Below are 16,454 nucleotides of genomic sequence, written 5' to 3'. Positions count from 1 at the left end.
ATGGAAACCGCGCCCAGCGTCAATTTCACCTTGTTGCTTTTCATCCTGTTGGTGGTCACTGGCGCATTCTGGTTTGCCGAGCGCTGGTATTTCGCGCCGCAGCGCAGGCGGGCCGCCGCCGCTGCTGCGGCGCAGCTCCAGCAGCGGCGCAGTGCGCTGGCGCAGCAGGGGCTGGCGCTCGACGGCAGCGGGACGAGCGACGCCGACATCGAGGCCGCGCGTCAGCGGCTGCAAAGCCAACCCTGGTGGCTGGAATGGACCGCGGGGCTGTTTCCGGTCATCCTGGTGGTCTTTCTGCTGCGCTCTTTCGTTGCCGAGCCGTTCAAGATTCCCTCGGGTTCGATGGAACCCACGCTAGTGCCCGGTGACCTGATCCTGGTCAACAAGTTCGAATACGGTCTGCGCCTGCCGCTGCTCCAGACCCGCCTGACCCAGGGCGAGCCGCCGAAACGAGGTGACGTCATCGTGTTTCGCCTGCCCAAAGACCCGCGCATCGACTACATCAAGCGCATCGTCGGCCTGCCGGGCGACACGGTGTCGTACGAAAACAAGCAGTTGGTGATCAACGGCAAGGCGGTGCCCGAAACCCCGCTGCCCGATTATTTCGACCCGGGCACGATGACCTACTACAAACAGTACATGGAACAGCTCGGCACGCATCGGCACCGCATCATCGTCAACCCCGCGGCGCCGCCGTACGTCATCGGTGGGCCGGACGATTTTCCGAATCGCAATATGTGCCACTACAACGCCGAGGGCTTCGTCTGCAAGGTGCCGCCCGGCAATTACTTCGTGATGGGAGATAACCGCGACAACTCGCTGGATTCACGTTATTGGGGATTCGTTCCCGAGCGCAATATCATCGGCAGGGCCTTTGTGGTGTGGATGAATTTCAGCGCACCGAAGAACATCGGGCTGATTCATTGATCATCTTTGCCGGGCGGACCAATCGGGGTAGACATGAAACAGCAGGACAAGCAACGCGGCATCACGCTGATCGGGCTGATTTTCTGGGGCGCGGTTCTGGCGTTCATCATCGTCATCGGCGCGCAGGCGGTGCCCACGGCCACCGAATATTTCGCGATCCAGAAAGCGGTGGACCAGGCCGCCAAGGCCGGGCCGACCGTGGCCGATATCCGCGCGGCCTACGCCAAGATGGCCGACGTGGACTACATCTCGTCGGTCTCGGCGCAGGATCTGAAAATCACCAAGGTCAACGACAAGGTCGTGGTGTCATTTGCCTACGACAAGGAAATCCACATCGCTGGTCCGGTGTACCTGCTGATCAAGTACGCGGGCCAATCGCACTGAACCTCGGGTGAGCACGGCACTTGAAGCGCGGCTGGGCTATGTCTTCCGCGATCGCAAACTGTTCGCGCGGGCGCTGACGCATCGCAGTTTCAGCGCCGATCACAACGAGCGACTGGAATTCCTCGGCGATTCGGTGCTCAACCTGGCCGCCGCGGCCTGGCTCTATCACCAAGCGGCGCGGCAGGACGAAGGCCAGCTCTCCCGGCTGCGCGCTGCGCTGGTGCGCGCCGAGTCGCTGGCCGAGGTGGCGCGCTCGATCGAGCTGGGCCAGTTTCTTCGGCTCGGCGAAGGCGAGCTGCAAAGCGGCGGTGCCCGGCGCGAGTCCATCCTGGCCGATGCGCTCGAAGCGTTGCTTGGCGCGATCTACCTCGAAGCCGGGTTCGAGGTCGCGCAACAGGTGATGCAGCGGCTGTTTGCCGCGCTGCTCGACACGCTGGACGCCAACGTGGTGCGCAAGGACGCCAAGACCCAGTTGCAGGAATTCCTGCAGGGCCAGCGCCTGCCGCTGCCGACCTATACCGTGCTCGATGTGCGCGGGGCCGCGCACCGGCAGCAGTTCCAGGTGGAATGCGCCGTGCCCGTGCTGGGGTTGAAGGTGCGCGGCGAGGGCGACAGCCGCCGCCGCGCCGAGCAGGCTGCAGCCGCCCGCATGATCGAGCGCATCGGCCGCGGCGGAACGCACCCAGCGCGCGGTGGCAACCGGCCGGTGCTGGTCGATGCCCGTGTCGCCTGTGCCTCGGTCAGCGCAGATGGCCTGCCAGCGCCGTCGGAACCGCGGCAAAATTCCCCGCAGGCGCTCGATCCGGCGAATGCCGGGCCGCGCCGTGATCCCACACCACACAAGCCGACATGACCGCACCGTCCCCGCAACCCCCGCGCCAGTTCGGCACCGTGGCCATCGTCGGACGCCCGAACGTGGGCAAGTCCACGCTGCTCAACGCGCTGGTCGGCGCAAAGCTCAGCATCACCTCGCACAAGGCGCAGACCACGCGCCACCGTATTCTCGGTGTGCGCACCGAAGGACAGGCGCAGTTTGCCTTCGTCGATACGCCCGGCTTCCAGACCCGCCACCTGCACGCGCTCAACCGCGCGATGAACCGCACGGTCACCGCAGCGTTGGCAGAGGTCGATCTGGTGCTGTGGGTGTTGGAGGCCGGCAAGCTCACCGCCCAGGATCGCACCGTGCTCGAGCTTCTGCCCAACGACCGCCCGGTGATCGCCGTGCTCAACAAGCTCGACCGGGTGACACCACGCGAGACGCTCCTGCCCTGGCTGGCCGAGTTCGGCCGGCTGCGCCCGTTTGCGGAAATCGTGCCCATGTCCGCGCAGCGGGCCGCAGACGCATCACGCCTGCTCGCGATCATGCAGCCGTATCTGCCCGAGGGCGAATGGCGCTTCGAGGAAGACGCGCTCACCGACCGTAGCGAGCGCTTTCTCGCGGCCGAAATCCTGCGTGAGAAGCTGTTTCGCCTCACCGGCGACGAACTGCCTTACACCAGCACCGTGGTCATCGAGCAGTTCTCCGAGGAGGGGACGCTGCGACGCATCGCCGCTGCGATCATCGTCGACCGCGACAGTCACAAGGCGATGGTCATCGGCGCCGGCGGCGAGCGGCTCAAGCGCATTTCCACCGAGGCACGCCAGGACATGCAGGCGCTGTTCGGCGGCCCGGTGTTCCTCGAGGTCTGGGTGAAAACCCGCTCAGGCTGGGCTGACGACCAGGCCGCAGTGCGCGCCTTCGGGTATGAGGATTGACGCCGCCCCGCACCGGGCTGCCGATGCGCATACCGCATCCGTTGCTGCCGGCGTGCTGCCTGCGCGCCGGCGCAGCGGCATCGAGCGGGTGCAGAACGAGTCGATCTATGTACTGCACAGCTATCCCTGGAAGGAAACTAGCCTGCTGCTCGACGTGTTCAGCCGCCGGCATGGCCGCCTGGCGCTGGTGGCCAAGGGGGCCAAGCGCCCGACCTCGGCGCTGCGTGCGGTGCTGCTGGGCTTTCAGCCCTGCCAGGCCAGCTGGAGCGGGCGCGGTGAGGTCCGCACCCTGACCCGTGCCGAATGGGTAGGCGGACAGGCGCCGCTGTGCGGCCTGCCGCTGCTGTGTGGTTTCTATTTCAACGAGCTGCTGGTGCGTCTGCTGGCGCGCGAAGATGCGCACGAAGGCTTGTTCGACGCCTATCACCACGCGGTTGCCGCGCTGGCGCAGCGCCCGCATGCGTTGCCGGCGGAGCTCGAACCGGTATTGCGACAGTTCGAGTTTGCGCTGCTGCGCGAGCTGGGCCATCTGCCGCAGCTGCATATCGAGGCCGCGACCTCACAGCCGGTGCGGCCCGAGGCGCTGTACCGGGTCGACCCTGAGCACGGTGTGGCGCCCAGCAGCGCCGCAGACCCTGCTGCGGTGCGCGGCGAGGTGCTGCTCGCGCTGCGCGACGGTCTGCCCGCGGTAGCCGATCCGGCGCTGGCGCGCGCCGCCAAGGCCTTGATGCGCAGCCTGCTTCACTATCATCTTTCCGGCCAGACGCTGCGTACCCGCCAGCTTCTCATCGACCTGCACAAGCTATGAATCCCCTGGTGCCCGCTGCTGCCACGCCCTTGCTCGGGGTGAACATCGACCATGTCGCCACCCTGCGCAATGCGCGCGGCGGCAGCTTTCCCGACCCGGTGCGCGCCGCGCAGCAGGCGGTGCAGGCCGGGGCTGACATCATCACTTTTCACCTGCGCGAAGACCGGCGGCACATCCGTGACGCCGATGTCGAGCGGCTCAAGGCCGAGATCACCGCACCGCTGAACTTCGAGTCGGCGCTGGCCGCCGAGATGCTCGACATCATTTGCCGCGTGCGTCCACAGATGGTCTGCCTCGTGCCCGAGCGCCGCCAGGAAATCACCACCGAAGGCGGGCTGGACGTGGCCGGGCAGTTCGACCGCGTGCGCGCGGCCTGCGCGCGGCTGGCTGACTGTGGCTGCCGGGTGTCGCTGTTCATCGAGCCCAGCGCGCAGCAGATCGAGGCAAGCGCTCGCGCCGGTGCGCCGTGCATCGAGCTGCACACCGGCGCCTATGCCAATGCCTGCGACGCGGCAGACGATGCAGTGCGCGCTCGCGAGTTCGGGCGTATCACTGCCGGACTGAAGCTCGGGCGCAGTCTGGGGCTGCAGACCAATGCCGGCCACGGCCTGAACCTGGGCAGCACTGCGGCGATCGCCGCCCTGCCCGAGGTCGGCGAGCTGCACATCGGCCATGCACTGATCGGCCATGCGGTGTTCGTCGGCCTGACCCAGGCGGTGCGCGATTTCCAGGCGTTGATCGCTGGTGCCGTGGCCGCGGCGCGCGGCTGAACCCGGCGCAGGCGCGCGACATGATCTACGGCATCGGCACCGACGTCTGCTCCATTGCCCGCATGCGCGCGGCGGTGGCGCGGCATGGCAGCCGGTTTGCCGCGCGGGTGCTCGGCCCGGACGAGCAGCGCGAATATGCCCGGCGCATGGCCAGGGTGGAGCAGCGCGGCATCAATTACCTGGCCACGCGCTTTGCCGCGAAGGAAGCGTTTTCCAAATCCATCGGCTTGGGGCTTCATAGCCCGATGCGCTGGAGCGATTGCGAAATCCTCAAGCTGCCCAGTGGTCAGCCAACCATCGTGTTGCATGGCGCACTGAAGGCGTGGTGTGCGGCGCGGTCGCTGCGCTTTCAGGTGTCGGTTTCCGATGAGGCTGACACGGCGCTGGCCATGGTCGTGGCCGAAGTCTTCGCTGCTCCTGCGTCCTGAACCGATGCAACCTGTCCTGCCCTCTGCGCTCATTCTCGACGTCGCTGGTCTGCAGTTGACTCCTGCCGATCGCAGGCGTCTGCGCCATCCGCTGGTCGGCGGCGTGGTGCTGTTTGCGCGCAACTGGGAGAGCCGCGCGCAACTGCGAGCGCTGTGCGCGCAAATCAAGGCGGTCCGCGCCGATCTGCTGATCGCGGTCGACCATGAGGGCGGGCGGGTGCAGCGCTTTCGCACCGACGGCTTCACCCACCTGCCGGCGATGCGCACGCTCGGTGCGCACTGGATGCAGGATGCGCTGGGCGCGATACGCCGGACCGCAGCCTGCGGCGTGATCCTGGCCGCTGAACTGCGCGCCTGCGGGGTGGATTTCAGCTTCACTCCCGTGCTTGATCTCGACTGGGGCGACTCCAGTGTGATCGGCGACCGTGCGTTTCATGCCGACGCGCGGGTGGTCACGGTGCTGGCGCAGGCTCTGATGCAGGGCATGGCGCGCATGGGTATGGCGCATTGTGCCAAGCACTTTCCCGGCCACGGCTACGCCCGGGCCGACACCCATGTGGCGGTGGCGCAGGACGAGCGCCCGCTCGACGCGCTGCTGGCAGCGGACACTGCGCCGTATCGCGGGCTGGCACCGGGGCTGCGCGCGGTCATGCCTGCGCATGTGGTGTACCCGGCGGTGGACGCGCAGCCGGCGGGGTTCAGCGCGGTGTGGCTGCGGCAAATCCTGCGCGGGCGCATCGGCTTTACTGGCGCGATCATCAGCGACGACCTAGGCATGGCTGCGGCGCGGGCGCAGGGCCGCAGCCTGAGCCAGGCCGCACTGCAGGCGCTGCAGGCCGGGTGCGATCTGGCGCTGGTGTGCAACCAGAGCCCGGTGGGCGGCGGCAGCGCGCTCGATGCCCTGCTGCGCGACCTGCAGGACGCGCTGGATCGCGGATTGTGGACGCCCGATGCGCGCAGCGCCCAGCGCCGCGCAGATCTGCTGCCCACTCAGCCTGCAATGGACTGGGATGCGCTGGTTGCCAGCGATATCTACCGGGTTGCGCGCGCCGCGATCGATGCTCAGGGATAGAACAGCACCAGCTTGTAGCCGGTTGGTGCAGCCGTGGTCAGCGCCAGATGCAGTTGCAGCTGGATCTGCTGCCCCGGGGCGATGCCTGCGCGCAGTGCAGAGGCGCTAGCCTGCTTGGCCGGAAGGTATTGCTCCGGCTCAAGCACCTTGCGCTGCTGGATACGGTCCTGCGCGTCGGTCAGCGTCAGCTCGATCGCCGGCCAGGCCACGGCGCGGTCCAGGCGATTGCGCAGCAGTACGCTCAGCCGCAGGCCCTGCGGCGCCGGGCTGAGCGCGGAGGCATCGATCACCAGGGCATCGAGATCGCGCGGTGCCGACAACAGGCACCCGGTGGTGACCTGGCACAGGCGCTGCAGCCAGGGACGGCTGGGCGGCCACTGCTGCGCCAGGGTGTCGCGCCAGAACAGCGCCGCCTGCGCCACAAGAGTCAGTCCGAGAAACAGGCTGAGCGCAGCTAGCGCGACCCGCACCGGCGTGCTGCGCCACCGTGCCTGACGCTGCGCCTGTCGCAGAAATTCGGGTTCCCGGGCGCTGGCGGACGAGGCAGGTGCAGGTGCGGTGCCGTCGCGGTCCGCCGCGACGTCGTCTGGCGCGAAGTGGTAGTGCAGCGCATCGATCAGGTTGAATTCGGACAGCGGCGCAGCGTCGTCTTGTGCTGTGGCCGGTGCGCAGGCCGGAGCTTGTTCGTGGGGGGGGACGGTCGCCGCTTGCGGTGTTGCCGCGATGGCGGAGGTGGGCTGCGACGGGTCGGACGGGGTTTGCCGCGCGGTTTTGGCGGCGTGCGTGTCCTGCGCCGCGGTTCGGGGGGCGTAGGGCTGCGCCGTGAGCGGCAGGAAACCTTGCTGACCAGCAGACTCGACCAGCGGCTGCTGCCAGCGCAGCACAGCGCGGGTGGGCACGGAGGGCGGCTGCACAGGCGGTTCGGCCTGCGGCGCGGAGGGTGGTTGGGGTGCTATAGCCGGCGGTGGTTCTGTGGCGGGGGCGGCAACATCCGGCGGTGTGGCAGGCGGGCCGAGGTCGATCAGATGATCGAGCGCGTTGAAGGGTTCGCCGCAGTGGCCGCAGCGCACCCAGCCTTCGCGCAGCAAAAGCTGGTCACGCACCACCTTGAAGGCGGTCTGGCAGTGCGGGCAGCGGGTGGCCTGTGCCATACGGGATTCAGTCGCGCGTGCGACCCGCCAGGCAGACCCAGCCCTCGAGTACCTGATCGACCTGCAGCGCGGCGTACGGCGCGTAAGCTGCAATCAGTTCGTTTGCCTGCCGCTCCAGAATGCCGCTGAGCACCAGCGCGCCACCCGGGCGCACATGCGCGGCGATCGCCGGAGCTAGCAGCTTGAGCGGCGCCGACAGAATATTGGCCACCACCAGGTCGAAGCGTAACCCGGTGACGGCATCGGGCAGGCCGGCCTGGAGGGTCACGCGGTTGTCGGTGGCGTTGGCCGTGGTGGCCTGCACCGCATCGGGGTCGATGTCCACCCCGACCACCGGCGCAGCGCCAAACTTGGCCGCCGCGATGGCCAGAATGCCCGAGCCGCAGCCATAGTCGAGCATGCTCTTACCCTGCAGCATTTGGCGCGCCAGCCACTGCAGACATAGCCGCGTGGTCGGATGCGTGCCGGTGCCGAAGGCCAGCCCCGGGTCGAGGCGGATGACCGGGGCAGCGGTGTCGGGTGGATCGTGCCAACTCGGCACGATCCACAGCCGGTCATCGATCGATACCGGCTGGAACTGCGACTGCGTCAGCCGTACCCAGTCCTGATCTTCGACCGTGGTCTGCTGCACGCCCTGCAGATCGGGCAGGGCCTGGGCTGCCAGCACAGCGGCCAGCGCGGCGTCGGCCTGCGCCTGGTCGGCAAACAATGCGCGCAGCAGCGACTGCGCCCAGGCCGACTTCGGCGCGGGCATGCCTGGCTCGCCGTACAGCGCCTGCTCCTGCGCGGTGTCACCGAAGCGGTCTTCGACACTGACACTGAGCGCGCCGAGTTCGAGCAGCGCATCCGACAGCGCGTCGGCCTGCTCCTCTCCGACCGCAATGGTGACTTCGCGGTAGGGCATGGCGGTTCAGTCCTGGTGCCGCGCTGCCAGGTATTCCTCGAGATAGTGGATGCTGGTGCCGCCTTCGAGGAAGCGGGAATCAACCATCAGCTCGCGGTGCAGCGGAATATTGGTCTGGATGCCGTCGACCACCATTTCCGACAGCGCGATGCGCATGCGTGCGATTGCCTGCTCGCGCGTGGCGCCGTGGGTGATGATCTTGCCGATCATCGAGTCATAGTTTGGCGGCACGAAATAGTTGGCGTAGGCGTGCGAGTCCACGCGCACGCCGGGTCCGCCGGGCACATGCCAGGTGGTGATGCGCCCGGGCGACGGGGTGAATTTGTATGGATCTTCGGCGTTGACCCGGCACTCGATTGCATGCCCCTTGAACTGCACTGCGCGCTGGCGCAAGCCCAGCTTCTCCCCCGCGGCGATGCGGATCTGCTCGACCACGATGTCCACCCCGGTGATCAGCTCGGTCACCGGATGCTCGACCTGCACCCGGGTGTTCATCTCGATGAAGTAGAACTCGCCGTTTTCGTACAGGAACTCGAAGGTGCCGGCGCCGCGGTAGCCGATTTTTTTGCAGGCATCCGCGCAGCGCGTGCCGATGCGATCGATCAGTCGGCGCGGAATCCCGGGGGCCGGCGCTTCCTCGAGAATTTTCTGGTGCCGCCGTTGCATCGAGCAGTCGCGCTCGCCCAGCCACAGCGCATTGCCATGGGTATCGGCCAGCACTTGGATTTCGATGTGCCGCGGCTGCAGCAGAAATTTCTCCATGTATACCGCCGGGTTGCCGAATGCCGCGCCGGCCTCGCTGCGGGTCATGGTCACCGCGTTGAGCAGCGCCGCCTCAGTATGCACCACCCGCATGCCGCGCCCGCCGCCGCCGCCTGCTGCCTTGATGATCACTGGATAGCCGATGGCGCGGGCAATCCGGGTGATTTCGCGCGGATCGTCGGGCAGCGCGCCGTCCGAGCCGGGCACGCAGGGCACGCCGGAGCGGATCATGGTCTGCTTGGCGCTGACCTTGTCGCCCATCAGCCGGATCGACTCGGGCCGCGGACCAATGAAGGCAAAGCCCGACTTTTCCACCCGCTCGGCAAAGTCGGCGTTTTCCGACAGAAAGCCATACCCGGGGTGGATCGCCTCGGCGTCGGTGACCTCGGCAGCGGAGATGATCGCCGGCATGTGCAGATAGCTCTGCGCAGAGGGCGCAGGCCCGATGCACACCGCTTCATCGGCGAGCTTGACATACTTGGCCTCGCGATCGGCTTCGGAATAGACCACTACGGTCTGGATGCCCAGTTCGCGGCAGGCGCGCTGCACCCGCAGGGCGATTTCCCCGCGGTTAGCGATAAGAATTTTTTTGAACATGCGCGTTGTCCGTTCAGGTACTGAATGAGGCGGCTGCACCCGGTCGAGCTGGGCAGAGATTGGGGCCGCGCAGGTCGCCGCGGCCGGTGCGCAGCCGCCAGGCCCTTACTCGATCACGAACAGCGGCTGGCCGAATTCGACGGCCTGACCGTTCTCGGCCAGGATGGCCTTGATCACACCGTCCTTGTCCGATTCGATCTCGTTGAGGATTTTCATGGCCTCGATGATGCACAGCGTCTGCCCGACCTTGACCGCATCGCCTACCTCGACGAAGGGTGCCGCACCAGGCGACGAGGCACGGTAGAACGTGCCGACCATCGGTGACTTCAGCACATGGCCTGGTGCTTCGGGTTCGGCCTGCGCCGGTGCGGCGGGCACCGTAGGCGCAGGCGGTGGCGCCGGCGGCGCGGCCGGTGCCGTGTACGCCATCGGTGCGGGCATCTGGGCGTATTGCACGATGGGCTGGGGCGGCGCCTTGACGATGCGCACCGTGCCTTCGGCCTCGGTGATCTCCAGCTCGGACACATTCGATTCCGAGACCAGGTCGATCAGCGTCTTGAGTTTGCGTAAATCCATGATCTGTCGTTAATTCGCTGGAATATGACGCATTAGACCATCAATTCTTGCCATTCGACAGTTCCGCGGCGGCGTGTCGCAGTGCCAGCAGGTAGCCGTGTGCGCCGCAACCGCTGATGACCGCCAGCGCCAGGTCCGAAAAATAAGAGTGGTGGCGAAACGGCTCGCGGCGGTACACATTGCTCAGGTGCACCTCGATGAAAGGCAGGTCGGTGGCGGCGATCGCATCGCGCAGCGCCACGCTGGTGTGGGTGTAAGCCGCAGGATTGATGATGACAAAGCGCGTGCCGTCGGTGCGCGCGGCGTGCAGGCGGTCGATCAGCGCGCCTTCATGATTGCTCTGAAAGTGCACGACCTCCAGCTGCAGCTCGGCGCCAAGCGCCTGGAGTGCCCGGTCGATGTCGGCCAGTGAGGTGGCGCCGTAGATGTGCGGCTCACGCTGCCCCAACAGGTTCAGGTTGGGGCCATGAAGAACGAGGATGCGCGGCAGGCTCATGGTGCGGTGGGCGGTCAAAGGGGGGAGCGGTCTGGCTGTCAGTTTCCCGCAGGGACGGCGTTCTTGAGTTCGTCAAGCGATGTTTTGCCCAGCTTCTGGAACACCACGTCGCCTCTGGCATCGAGCACGACGGTAAATGGTAGGCCGCCCTGCTTGTTGCCCAGGCTGGTGCTCAGCGCAAGACCGTTCATCCCGCCCAGGAGGATGGGATAGCTCACCGGATGCGCTTTGAGGAAGTTGCGCACTGCGGTCGGGTTGTCCAGCGCAATTCCGACCATCTGAATGCCTTTGTCCTTGTTCTTCTGGTAAAAGTCGGAAAAATCCGGCATTTCCGCAATGCACGGCGGACACCAGCTGGCCCAGAAGTTGACCACCAGGGGTTTGCCTTTGAACTGCGCGAGATCGATGGTCTTGCCTTCGAGATCAGTCAGTTTGTCGGCAAAAAACGCCGAGACAGCACTGTTTTCGACCTGGACCGGCACGGTGCGGCGGTGTTGGTACCAGGCATTGGCCAGCACTGCGACGATCAGGGCAACGAGGGCGGCGGAAATCCATAGATTGATCTTGTTCATAGCTTGGGGCGCATCTGTCAGGATGGCTCGCATTGTGCATGGCCGGCAAAGCAGCCTCAGTTCGCCGGGGTTTGACCGCCATCGTCCGGCCCCGCTGCCAACAGGCGCCGCAGCGCAGCGAGGGTGCCGCGCGGGGTGCGGCCCTGTGCGTCGGGCAGCAGCGCGCCGCGCTGGTCCTTTTCGCTGTACAGGCTCAGGTGCGCAGTCACCATGCCGCCGGCCGGCAGCGGCCAGTGCAGGGTCAACCGCTCCACCCTCCCGCGCCCGGCGTAGTGCGCCGCGTCGCCGACCTGGTAGGCCAGACCGTGGTCGATGCAGTGAATTTCCACGCCCTTGGTGTCGTCGGTGAACAGCAGCACATGCAGGTCGGAATGCGCATGGGCGGTGCCGTTCCACACCGCACCTGCCAGATGCGGGTTGAACGCGACGAAAAACTCCATCAGCGCCAACGCTGCACGGCGCAGCTGCAGCAGCTGTGCCGGCTGGGTGTCGGCGTGGAACAGTGCGAGTTCCTCGCGCACCTGTTGCTCGATTTCGTCGTTGCTCGGCAGCAGGTCGTGCGCCGCATGCTCGCCCAGCAGACGCCGTGCGGCCTTGCGTTTGGCGCTGCCATAGTCCAGGCCGTCTTCGACGATCAGACGGGCGGCCAGTGCGGCGAGTTCTGCTCGCAGGGTATCCATTGGGGCATGGTAGCGCCGCCGGGCTGCCGGGCGGCGGGCAGGCACAATGCACCCTGTATCGCCTCGAAAACCAGTCATGGCCGTTCTTTCCGTTTCCGACCTGTGCCTCGCCTTCGGCCATGTGGCCCTGCTCGACCATGCCGCCATGACGCTGGAGACGGGCGAGCGCGTCGGCCTGATCGGGCGCAACGGCACGGGCAAGTCCTCGCTGCTGCGCATCCTGGCGGGGCTGGAGTCGCCGGATGACGGGCTGGTGCAGGTCCAGCAGGGCCTGCGCCGGGTGTATGTGCCGCAGGAGGCGGATTTTTCGGCGGATTCGACGGTGTTCGACGTGGTCAGCCAGGGCGTGGCCGAGGCGCGCAGCCTGCGCGAGCGCTTCGAGCGCCATGCGCCCGACGACGATCTGGACGCGCTGCAGACCCGCATCGAGCTGCTCGACGGTTGGAACTGGGAAGCGCGTGTCGAGCAAACGCTGCAGCGCCTGCAGATCGACGGCAGCGCGCGCGTGGGCTGCCTGTCGGGCGGCATGCAAAAGCGCGTGGCGCTGGCCCAGGCGCTGGTGGCCGCGCCCGACGTGCTGCTGCTCGATGAGCCGACCAATCACCTCGACCTCGATGCCATTGCCTGGCTGCAGGAACTGCTCACCGGCTTTCGCGGCAGCCTGGTGCTGATTACCCACGACCGCGCATTTCTCGATGCGGTGGCCACGCGCATCATCGAGCTCGACCGCGGAGTTCTGCGCAGCTATCCCGGCAATTTCGCCGCGTACGAGGCGCGCAAGGAACAGGAGCTTGCTGACGAGGCGGCAAGCAACGCCCGCGCCGACAAGCTGCTGGCGCAGGAGGAGGCGTGGATTCGCAAAGGCGTGGAGGCCCGGCGTACCCGTAGTGTCAGCCGCATCCAGCGGCTCGAGGCGCTGCGTCGGCAGCGTGCCGCGCGGCGCGAGTCGCTCGGGCGGGTCAGGCTCGCAGTGGACGGCGGTCAGTCCAGCGGCAAGATCATCGCCGAACTGCAGGGCGTGAGCAAGGCGTTCGACGGGCGCACCATCGTGCGCGACTTTTCCGCCACCATCCTGCGCGGTGACAAGGTGGGACTGATCGGCCCCAACGGCGCGGGCAAGACCACGTTGCTCAAGCTCATCCTCGGCGAGATTGCGCCAGACAGCGGCATCGTCCGCCTGGGCACCCGCCTGCAGGTAGCGTATTTCGACCAGATGCGCGCAACACTCAACCCCGATGCCACTCTGGCCGACACCATCAGCCCCGGCAGCGAGTGGGTGGAAATCGCCGGACAGCGCAAGCACGTGATGAGCTATCTGGGCGACTTTCTGTTCTCGCCAGCGCGGGCGCATTCGCCGGTCAAGTCGCTGTCGGGCGGTGAGCGCAACCGCCTGCTGCTGGCGCGTTTGTTCGCCCGCCCGGCCAATGTGCTGGTGCTCGATGAGCCGACCAACGATCTGGATATCGACACCCTCGAACTGCTGGAGCAACTGCTGCAGGACTTTCCCGGCACCGTGTTCCTAGTCAGCCACGACCGGCGTTTTCTCGACAACGTGGTCACCAGCACCATCGTCAGCGAATCCACTCCCGACGATCCGGGCCGCTGGCGCGAATTTGAGGGCGGCGTCACCGACTGGCTGCTTCAGTCGCAGCGTGCCCGTGCCTTGCAGTCTGCAGCAGGCAAGCCGGCCCCGCCGCCGCGGCCGGAGGCGGCCGCATCCAGGGCCGCGCCGTCCGTGTCCTCGCCTGCGTCGCGGCGTAAGCTGAGCTACAAGGAGCAGCGCGAACTGCATGAACTGCCCGGGCGCATCGCCGCGCTCGAGGCCGAGCAGAAGGCGCTGTCCGACGAGATCGCCGACCCGGCAAACTACGCCTCGGCCCTGGCGGCGGCACGCATCGCACAGATGCAGCAACGCTATGCCCAGATCGAGGAGGAGCTGCTGCAGGCGCTGGAGCGCTGGGAAGAGTTGGACGGCAAATGAGCGAACTCCAGATGACCGGCGCAACGCCGCCCCTGCTGCAAAACCTGGATCTGCGCACCGATCCGCAGGCAGCCCTCTACATCAAGCAGGAAACGGTGCAGGTGCGCTTTGCCGCCCATCCTGGCGAACTCATCAGCCGCGAGGGCCCGAACCGCTATGCCTGCAGCGACGCCATCATCACCGGATCGACCGGCGACCGCTGGAGTGTTTCCCGCGCCCGCTTCGACGCCCGCTACCTGCCCCTCGCGCCCACGCAAGCCGGACAGGATGGCGCTTACATCAACAAGCCCGTTCCGGTCCTGGCGCGGCAGATGTCACACCCGTTTCGCATCGCGCGCAGCGCAGGAGGCGACCTGCTGCACGGCAACGCAGGCGACTGGGTGCTGCAGTACGCTGCTGGAGATTACGGGGTTGTGGAGCAGCGGCGGTTTGCGCAGGTCTACCGGCCGCTGGCACCCGCCGAACCGGCTGCAATGTCGCCCATGCCCTCCATGCTCGCCAGACCCACCCAGCCTTGAGAGGTCTGCCAAAACAGCCTCGACCGACGCCGCGCATGCGTCCAATGCCTCGGTTCGGGTGCCGGAACGTGTGCTCGAATTCGGGGACGCGCTGGCGCTGTGTTTCAGCCTGGGCGTGGGGCTGCTGGTCATGCAGGTGGAGCGTCGCTGCGCCCCGGGCTGGGTCTGCCGCAGGCGCTGGCGGCGATCGAGCTCGGCTCAGTGCTGGTGCGGCGCGTAGTCAGCCGCGCGGCAATGCCGCTGATCATCGCCTGGCTGCTATGGCTGAGCGATCAGTTCGGGCTGAAGGCCTGGCGGTGATCGCGGTCATGCCATAGCAACCCGGCGCGGCGATGGTCCTGAGGTCGGCCCGGATGCCGGCGCTGCCGCCGCTGTCGGAGCCGGCGATGGCGAGCACGCGGGCGTAGCGCGCAGTGGGGGAGGGCAGGGCGATGGGGTCGGCGGCGGAGATCATGGCAGGGGTTGCAGGTCGGTGGCGCGGCGCAGCGCCCGCGCGGTGGCGGCTGGGTCGGGCGCGGCGCACAGCGCACGCACCACGGCCAGACCGTCGGCGCCAGCGGCCATCACCTGCGCGGCATTGCCCAGTTCGATGCCGCCGATGGCGATCAGCGGCAGGCGGGTGAGACTGCGCAGCATGCGCAGCCCGTCCAAGCCGAGGGGCGGGGCGGTGTCGGTCTTGCTTGGTGTGGCAAAGACGGGGCTCGCGCCCAGGTAATCGACCGGGCAGTGCGCCGCGGCCTGCACCTGCGCGGCGTTTTCCACCGACAGGCCGATCAGCGCGTGCGGCATCCGCCGGCGCACCTCGGCGGGCGCCATGTCGCTTTGGCCGACATGCACCCCGTCGGCGCCGACCGCTAGCGCGACATCGACCCGGTCGTTGATGATCAGCGGCAGCTGTAGTGGCGCAAGCAGCGACTTGAGCGCGCGGGCGCGTTCGATGAAACGTCGGGTGTCGAGCTGCTTTTCGCGCAGCTGCACGCAGGTCACTCCGCCGCGTACCGCGGCAGCAACCACAGCTTCGACCCCGCGCGGGCCGCACAGCGCGGCGTCGGTGACCAGATGCAGCCGCAAGGCAGCCAGCGGCCAGCGGCGGGCGCCTTTAGCAGGCCGTTGAAAAACTACTGCGGTGGGCCATCTGCGGCGTTGCACGGTGCTCGCTGCCTCGCCTATCTATTTGATATGTCTCGGTCGCTGCGCGCCGTGCGCCTTGCATCTGGCCATCCTCGCGACGTTTTTCAACGGCCTGTTAGTCATGGGCCAGGCGCAGGCGGGTGTGGAAGGTGGCGGCGTCGAGCAGTTGCAGGCCGTCGAGCAGCGCGATCTGCAGCTGGCCCACGCCGCCGCCCGCGGCCTGCACGCGTTGCGCTGCCACTTCGCCCACCACGCCGAGATAGGCCATGGCCGCGGCGGTGGCGGCAAACGCATCGGGCTGCACCGCGCCGAACGCGCCGATCAGCGCGCTGGCCGCGCAGCCCACACCGGTGACCCGGGTCATCCACGGGTGGCCGTTGCTCAGGCGCAGGTGGCGGCCATCGGGCGCGAGCAGATGGTCGGTGGCGCCGCTGACGCACACCACCGCGCCCAGCCGTGCGGCCAGATCGCGCGCGGCGGCCACTGCGTCGTCGGATGCGGCCGCACTGTCCACGCCGCGGGTGGCGGCGCCCATTCCGGCTACGCTCAGAATTTCCGAGCCGTTGCCGCGCAGGACCGTGGGGCTGCCGATCGCCAGCAGTGCGGCGATGGCCTGGTTGCGGTACGGCGTGGCCCCGGCACCCACCGGGTCGAGCACCACCGGGATGCCGCGGCTGCGGGCGGTGGCCAGCGCCATGCCCATGGCGTCCATCCAATCGGGCGAGAGGGTGCCAATGTTGAGCACCAGCGCCTGCGCGATTGCCGCCATGTCGCGCACCTCCTCGCGGGCATGCGCCATCACGGGCGATACGCCCAGTGCGAGCAGGGCGTTGGCGGTGTAGTTCATCACCACCAGATTGGTGATGTTGTGCACCAGCGGTTGCTGCCGGCGCACGGCGAGCACATCGGCCCAGAGACTGTCTGCGGTGGGAAAGGTCATGG

20 protein-coding genes and 1 pseudogene are annotated in these 16,454 nt (G+C 67.4%); 11 read left to right on the top strand and 10 right to left on the bottom strand.

What is annotated here, in order from left to right; translation table 11 throughout:
• The 8 genes from lepB to nagZ are packed head-to-tail and all read left to right on the top strand — an operon-like array spanning nt 1 to nt 6,144.
• On the top strand, nt 1-927 hold the full coding sequence (gene lepB, locus ACZ47F_RS01205) for a signal peptidase I (RefSeq protein WP_464925491.1): 927 nt from the start codon (nt 1-3) through the stop codon (nt 925-927).
• Between the two features lie 33 nt (nt 928-960).
• On the top strand, nt 961-1,311 hold the full coding sequence (locus ACZ47F_RS01200; RefSeq protein ID WP_464925490.1) for a DUF4845 domain-containing protein: 351 nt from the start codon (nt 961-963) through the stop codon (nt 1,309-1,311).
• 7 nt (nt 1,312-1,318) lie between these two features.
• Nucleotides 1,319-2,164 carry a ribonuclease III gene (rnc, locus tag ACZ47F_RS01195; RefSeq protein WP_464925489.1) on the top strand — a complete coding sequence of 282 codons (846 nt, stop codon included), beginning with the start codon at nt 1,319-1,321 and terminating at the stop codon, nt 2,162-2,164.
• Complete coding sequence (gene era, locus ACZ47F_RS01190; RefSeq protein ID WP_464925488.1) at nt 2,161-3,066, top strand: GTPase Era; 906 nt, start codon at nt 2,161-2,163, stop codon at nt 3,064-3,066. Before rnc ends, era begins: the two co-directional genes overlap by 4 nt.
• Complete coding sequence (recO, locus tag ACZ47F_RS01185) at nt 3,056-3,874, top strand: DNA repair protein RecO (protein WP_464925487.1); 819 nt, start codon at nt 3,056-3,058, stop codon at nt 3,872-3,874. Before era ends, recO begins: the two co-directional genes overlap by 11 nt.
• Nucleotides 3,871-4,644, top strand: a complete 774-nt coding sequence (locus ACZ47F_RS01180; RefSeq protein ID WP_464925486.1) for a pyridoxine 5'-phosphate synthase — start codon at nt 3,871-3,873, stop codon at nt 4,642-4,644. Before recO ends, ACZ47F_RS01180 begins: the two co-directional genes overlap by 4 nt.
• Before the next feature lie 20 nt (nt 4,645-4,664).
• A complete protein-coding gene (gene acpS / locus ACZ47F_RS01175) occupies nt 4,665-5,072 on the top strand; it encodes a holo-ACP synthase (protein ID WP_464925485.1) in 408 nt (135 codons plus the stop codon).
• Nucleotides 5,073-5,076: 4 nt separating this feature from the next.
• On the top strand, nt 5,077-6,144 hold the full coding sequence (gene nagZ / locus ACZ47F_RS01170) for a beta-N-acetylhexosaminidase (protein ID WP_464925484.1): 1,068 nt from the start codon (nt 5,077-5,079) through the stop codon (nt 6,142-6,144).
• On the opposite strand, the gene ACZ47F_RS01165 is transcribed toward nagZ, so the two are convergent.
• From ACZ47F_RS01165 to ACZ47F_RS01135, 7 genes are all read right to left on the bottom strand, one after another.
• Nucleotides 6,135-7,295: a zinc-ribbon and DUF3426 domain-containing protein gene (locus tag ACZ47F_RS01165; RefSeq protein WP_464925483.1), complete on the bottom strand. Its 1,161-nt coding sequence runs from the start codon at nt 7,293-7,295 to the stop codon at nt 6,135-6,137. The genes nagZ and ACZ47F_RS01165 overlap by 10 nt on opposite strands.
• A gap of 7 nt (nt 7,296-7,302) precedes the next feature.
• Entirely contained in the window at nt 7,303-8,199 is an 897-nt protein-coding gene (gene prmA / locus ACZ47F_RS01160) for a 50S ribosomal protein L11 methyltransferase (RefSeq protein ID WP_464925482.1), read from the bottom strand.
• 6 nt (nt 8,200-8,205) lie between these two features.
• Nucleotides 8,206-9,558, bottom strand: coding sequence for an acetyl-CoA carboxylase biotin carboxylase subunit (accC, locus tag ACZ47F_RS01155; protein WP_464925481.1), 1,353 nt, complete (start codon nt 9,556-9,558; stop codon nt 8,206-8,208).
• 105 nt (nt 9,559-9,663) lie between these two features.
• Nucleotides 9,664-10,134, bottom strand: coding sequence for an acetyl-CoA carboxylase biotin carboxyl carrier protein (gene accB / locus ACZ47F_RS01150; protein WP_464925480.1), 471 nt, complete (start codon nt 10,132-10,134; stop codon nt 9,664-9,666).
• 40 nt (nt 10,135-10,174) lie between these two features.
• The gene (aroQ, locus tag ACZ47F_RS01145; protein WP_464925479.1) at nt 10,175-10,630 is read right to left on the bottom strand and encodes a type II 3-dehydroquinate dehydratase; all 456 of its coding nucleotides are present in this window, start codon (nt 10,628-10,630) and stop codon (nt 10,175-10,177) included.
• 38 nt (nt 10,631-10,668) lie between these two features.
• The gene (locus ACZ47F_RS01140; RefSeq protein ID WP_464925478.1) at nt 10,669-11,202 is read right to left on the bottom strand and encodes a TlpA disulfide reductase family protein; all 534 of its coding nucleotides are present in this window, start codon (nt 11,200-11,202) and stop codon (nt 10,669-10,671) included.
• A 56-nt stretch (nt 11,203-11,258) separates the two neighbouring features.
• Nucleotides 11,259-11,882 (bottom strand): hypothetical protein, encoded by a 624-nt coding sequence (locus ACZ47F_RS01135; RefSeq protein ID WP_464925477.1) that lies wholly within the window; start codon nt 11,880-11,882, stop codon nt 11,259-11,261.
• A 76-nt stretch (nt 11,883-11,958) separates the two neighbouring features.
• On the opposite strand from ACZ47F_RS01135, the gene ACZ47F_RS01130 reads away from it, so the two are divergent.
• From ACZ47F_RS01130 to ACZ47F_RS01120, 3 genes are all read left to right on the top strand, one after another.
• Nucleotides 11,959-13,863, top strand: coding sequence for an ABC-F family ATP-binding cassette domain-containing protein (locus ACZ47F_RS01130; protein WP_464925476.1), 1,905 nt, complete (start codon nt 11,959-11,961; stop codon nt 13,861-13,863).
• Nucleotides 13,860-14,381 (top strand): PGDYG domain-containing protein, encoded by a 522-nt coding sequence (locus ACZ47F_RS01125; RefSeq protein WP_464925475.1) that lies wholly within the window; start codon nt 13,860-13,862, stop codon nt 14,379-14,381. Before ACZ47F_RS01130 ends, ACZ47F_RS01125 begins: the two co-directional genes overlap by 4 nt.
• Nucleotides 14,382-14,480: 99 nt before the next feature.
• Nucleotides 14,481-14,681: a hypothetical protein gene (locus tag ACZ47F_RS01120; RefSeq protein ID WP_464926659.1), complete on the top strand. Its 201-nt coding sequence runs from the start codon at nt 14,481-14,483 to the stop codon at nt 14,679-14,681.
• Here ACZ47F_RS01120 and ACZ47F_RS01115 read toward each other — a convergent pair.
• From ACZ47F_RS01115 to thiM, 3 genes and pseudogenes are all read right to left on the bottom strand, one after another.
• Nucleotides 14,656-14,835, bottom strand: a pseudogene (locus tag ACZ47F_RS01115) (bifunctional hydroxymethylpyrimidine kinase/phosphomethylpyrimidine kinase); the annotation flags it as partial. The gene ACZ47F_RS01120 and the pseudogene ACZ47F_RS01115 overlap by 26 nt on opposite strands.
• The gene (gene thiE / locus ACZ47F_RS01110) at nt 14,832-15,452 is read right to left on the bottom strand and encodes a thiamine phosphate synthase (RefSeq protein ID WP_464925474.1); all 621 of its coding nucleotides are present in this window, start codon (nt 15,450-15,452) and stop codon (nt 14,832-14,834) included. The gene thiE and the pseudogene ACZ47F_RS01115, both read right to left, overlap by 4 nt.
• A gap of 175 nt (nt 15,453-15,627) precedes the next feature.
• Nucleotides 15,628-16,452, bottom strand: coding sequence for a hydroxyethylthiazole kinase (thiM, locus tag ACZ47F_RS01105; RefSeq protein WP_464925473.1), 825 nt, complete (start codon nt 16,450-16,452; stop codon nt 15,628-15,630).
• Between the last annotated feature and the right edge of the window lie 2 nt (nt 16,453-16,454).

It is taken from the genome of Thiomonas islandica, from assembly GCF_055383445.1.
Note: the sequence above shows the minus strand (reverse complement) of the source record. Positions and strands in the feature narration are given on the sequence as shown.